The sequence below is a fragment of the Chromohalobacter sp. 296-RDG genome (genome assembly GCF_029889885.1).
Taxonomy (GTDB): Bacteria; Pseudomonadota; Gammaproteobacteria; order Pseudomonadales; family Halomonadaceae; genus Chromohalobacter.
In genome coordinates this window covers 1-4,451 of the sequence record NZ_JARANY010000111.1, presented here as the reverse complement: position 1 = coordinate 4,451, position 4,451 = coordinate 1, and the positions used below count along the sequence as shown (strand labels likewise).

The 4,451-nt window shown below is 52.7% G+C and carries 4 protein-coding genes; all 4 read left to right on the top strand.

Annotated elements, in window-relative coordinates; genetic code table 11:
* A partial coding sequence (locus OP495_RS16630; protein WP_280570838.1) for a YcaO-like family protein occupies nucleotides 1–859 on the top strand: 859 nt, incomplete at its 5' end.
* Nucleotides 860–1,334: 475 nt separating this feature from the next.
* Complete coding sequence (locus tag OP495_RS16625) at nucleotides 1,335–2,147, top strand: hypothetical protein (RefSeq protein WP_280570836.1); 813 nt, start codon at nucleotides 1,335–1,337, stop codon at nucleotides 2,145–2,147.
* 76 nt (nucleotides 2,148–2,223) lie between these two features.
* Nucleotides 2,224–2,706, top strand: a complete 483-nt coding sequence (locus OP495_RS16620) for a hypothetical protein (RefSeq protein WP_280570835.1) — start codon at nucleotides 2,224–2,226, stop codon at nucleotides 2,704–2,706.
* Nucleotides 2,707–3,320: 614 nt separating this feature from the next.
* Nucleotides 3,321–4,298 (top strand): lipase family protein, encoded by a 978-nt coding sequence (locus tag OP495_RS16615; RefSeq protein ID WP_280570833.1) that lies wholly within the window; start codon nucleotides 3,321–3,323, stop codon nucleotides 4,296–4,298.
* Nucleotides 4,299–4,451: the final 153 nt, after the last annotated feature.

Genomic DNA, 4,451 nt, shown 5'->3' with positions numbered 1-4,451 from the left:
GAACGACCTGCCGCAGCCGACCTTCAGCTCGCTGGCGGTCTCCGAGCCCAACAACTTCGTCGAGCACTTCATCGACTCCTCCGGGGTGATTTCCTGGCGTTTCTTCAGCGACCGCACGGATCTCGACTTCCATGAATGGGACTTCGCCGGCACCACCGCAGAAGAAGCCGAGCGCCTCTACGGACTGCTCGCTGACCAGGGCCTGGAAGCCTACGTGATGGAGCACGAGGACCTGGGCGCGCCGGTATGCCGCATTCTGGTGCCGGGCTATTCCGAGGTGTACCCGGTCGAGGACCTGGTGTGGGACAACACCAACATGGCGCTGGAATTTCGTTCCGACATCCTCAACCTGCATTCGCTCGAGGATGAACGCCTGGCCGACCTGCTCGAGCGTCTGGAAGAAAGCCAGCTCGACGACCACATCAAGGTCGGCACGCTGATCGGCATCGAATTCGACGACAACACCGTGTGGAGCGAGCTGACCATCCTCGAGCTCAAGCTGCTGATTGAGATCGCTCTGGGCGAGTACGAAGCCGCGCTGGAGCACGTCCAGATGTTCCTGCAGTTCAACGACAACACCGTGCAGCGCGGCCTGTTCCATCAGGCCATGCAGGCGGTGCTGGAGATCGCCCTGGACGATGACCTCGACTTCAACGACTACCACCGCAACTTCACGCGGATGTTCGGCGAAGAGACCATGCGCCAAGTGATCGGCGCGGTGAACGACGAGGTACGCTTCCCCGGGCTGACACCCACCAGCATGGGGCTGGAAGGCATCGACCGCCACCAGCGCCTGATCGAAAGTTACAAGAAACTGCACGCCGCGCGCGCCGCCGGGGCCGGCATCGCCACCTCGTAAACCGCGCCTCCCCACCCTCTCCGTCACCGCCATCCACGGCGCGCCCCGGCGGAGAGGGCATTTTCCCCTTAATGCGTTAATACCAGCCCCACCTCTACGACCAACCGCCGTTTTGCATCTATCATCACAGTTGAATACTCTGATTCACTAAGGCTGCTTAGACGGCCAGGCTGAAGAATGACAACGACACAACGCAGGGACTACCGCATGGATGGCAAGGGCGCATCACGGCTTGCAGGGTAGGGGCGGTAGCGTGCCCGGCCCCATGACCGTTCGCTGCTTCTCCCTCCACACGCTGGCCCCCGCTAAAGCGCGCAAGCACGCGAATTTTGCATGGATTGCCTAAGTTTTATTGATTTTATTTAAAATCAATGGATTAGGTCGGAATTAGCAGGCTATACAAGATTTATTGAACGCGCGCTCGTTTAAGTAGCAAAACGAGCGGGCTATTTAATACCTGTTAGCGAAGAACTATATGGCCGAAGACGATAACAAGAAAGCCTTAGCCTTGATTAGGGCGGGTACGGAGTTAGCTGGCTCCGCCGTTTCTGGTGCGCTCGGTTTTTTTGCTGCCGGCCCAGCCGGGGCGGCAGCAGCTAGCGTTGCAGGCGCAGCAATAACTAGAGGTTCGGTGAAACTAATCGGTGATTTTGCAGATCGCCAGCTATCATCGAAAGAGCAAGAACGAGTTGGAGCAACTGCTGCCCTAGCGCTCAATAAGATCAGTAAGAAGTCGGAAAATGGTGAACATTTAAGAGAGAAGAATTTTTTTGAGCCCAGCGACGGGGCTCGCTCTGAGGCAGAGGAGCTATTGGAAGGAACCCTTCGGCAAGCGAGAGAAGAATACGAAGAGAAAAAGCTGCAATTTCTGGGTAATTTTTATTCAAATTTGGTTTTCTCCCCCGGGGTTACTAGCAACGAAGCTAATTACTACCTTCGTTTATTCGACAATCTCACGTACCGTCAGTTCTGTGTCATATGCATCGTCTTCATACTTCCATATCATGTCCCATATCAAAATATTCGCGAAACCGACTATCGGGGCTATAAGGGGCCGCTAAATGCTGAGATGGTATCGTTACTTCAGGAGATATACGACCTAAACGATAAGGGGGTGGTGGCTTGCAAGGCGCAGGGTGATGGGTACTCGGCACTACTAGGTTGGCATGATGTTGTGCCCCGATCGCTTGAGCTGACAGGGCTAGGCGAGCGACTGCAAACGTTATTTATGGCCGGCGGGAGTTTGACAACGTCAGATCTCGATTTAGTTGCAGATAAACTTCGCTAACAAAACGCTGCAGTTGCCGGCCAAAGCGCTGTCGCGCTTCGGCCGGCAACTGAGCTTCGGCGTTAGAAGGAGAGACATGGATACGGCATTTAGACATCTTCATATGCCAAGTGAGATGGCGTGTGAGTTTATGGCGGTGTTCGCTCGTATGGAGTATGCACTAAAAGCGACAAGATTCGCGATTGGGAATGGGCGGGATGTTTCTGCCTCGTGGGATCGATTTGCCAATGAGGCCCATGAATGGTTCCATGCTGACGCCAGTGAGGATGTGAAATCGGCCGTTGATCTTCTTTGGAACTGCCCGCCCCGCAAACAGTTCCTTGCTGACGATGAGCGAGTTTGCTTTCGAGATTTTGAAATCGATCCAGGACAACGCAAACTTCAGCAACTGTTACTGATGGTTCGAACCGTGAGAAATAATCTATTTCACGGAGGGAAACACCTCCCAGATGGTGAATTGGAACCAGGGCGAAACGAAAATTTAGTTCGCTCATCTTTGGTTTTACTCCAGGCATGTGCCCAATTGATAGATGATGTACGAGAGGCCTATGAGCGATAGCCCTTCTAACAAGGCCAGGCACGGCGACGGCTTTTTCGTTGCGGCTGCGCCTTCACTACAAAGCTGAACGTGCTGGAAACGTTAGGCTCAAAAATGGAAGAATCTGAGAACCCGCTGATCCGGGAGTATTTTAGATCCGTAGCGAAGTTGCAGGATGCAAATATCGTGCTTTAGGGTAAGGTCTTGGGTGATCTTGGGGAATGGGTTTGTGTAAAAAATACGGCTTAGTCTTAGAGTCGAGTGGCAGACATCCTGGATGTGATGGAAAAATCAATAATGAAAAAGTTCAGGGCAAGGTACACAATTCTCCTGAAGGCAAAATATATCGGTAGGTGATCTTGAAAAATATAATCACTTAATCGTATTAGTAGGTCCAAGAAGTAAGCTAAGAATTGGGGATATAGATGACTCATTCCATTCGTGTTGTTTTACCTCTGCCGAGGTGAAAAGTTCGATGGCCAGAAGCTCGGGTCACTATTGAACCAAAGTAATATGGAAGAAAAAACGATATGAATCAATCGAGTATAAAGCCTAACAAATGCAGGCGAGTGACGCTCCTGACGTCGCGCACCTGCCGCTAGCGTTAAACCCCTGAGGCGAGAAAGAGGTAGGGCATGTGCCAGTACGCAATCTACGAAGCTCAACGACTTGTGGGTGGCCTTTCGTCGCCTATTGACGCTCGATCCCCTACGGTTCGCTACCTCTGTGCGCTCTTTTCCGAACTTGCCTACTACCATATCCCGCAGTGGGAACTGGATGACAAAAAGCGGGCGAAACTGCTTCCGTGTGAAGCGTACCGAGCTCTGGTTGCCGGAACAGGCGGTAGTTCTATAGGCGTAGCTATCGACTTCCAGAAGCTTGATTTTCCCCGCGGATTTGTTGTCGCTGACCGTGGTGTTGTTGCAGTTGGCATGGTTCTCAATCGCCAATTGTTCATTGGGTTTCGGGGAACGCAGTTCTTATTTGATTGGAAGGTCAATTTGCGTTCCAAACTGGTGCCAATTAACATGGGGTTCGACCTTCGGTCGCCCTTTATTTTCCGCACGGTATCCGGACGACTCCACTCTGGCTTTTCCGAAGAAGCAGCTCGTATATCGACACGTGTGCTGGACGCCATCCGGGACACTAATTTGGGCGACATTGATCATGTTTTCCTGACGGGGCACTCGCTTGGTGGGGCAGTTGCCGCCATTTCCGAAAACTTTATCAAAGTCGCTCCGACGTCTGTATGCATGTTCGGCGCGCCCAGGTACTCTGATCTTTCGGCGTACATCAGCTCCCCTCACAGACTGCCTGCACAGGTACGCAGAGCAGGCGATGTAGTTCCAACCGTGCCGCCTCGAGCCTTTGGATACGCTGATCATCCTTATGAATTTACAACGAGTGGCATAGAGTATGTTGATCCCGTGCCTTTCTCTTCAAAGTTCGGGGGGCTGATTCGTTGGATCCTGTTCTTGGCTGGGCGCTTCGAACCGCACGACATGGAGACCTACCGAAACGAGCTTGGTGCAACGGCTGGTGCTGAAGGGGCTGTGGCTCCATTGGCACCATTGGAGCGACTCAAGGCTACAGACATGGTGTCAGCCACATGAACATTTGTGTGCATGGGTCTAACAAGCGCATGTTGTCGGACTTGGACTTACCCCGGTTTAGTGGACACGCATCGATAACTCCCACGTAGGAGAAACCCGATGCCCGCAATAATCACGGGGAAGAAGACGCAACGTTACAGTACTGAGTTCAAG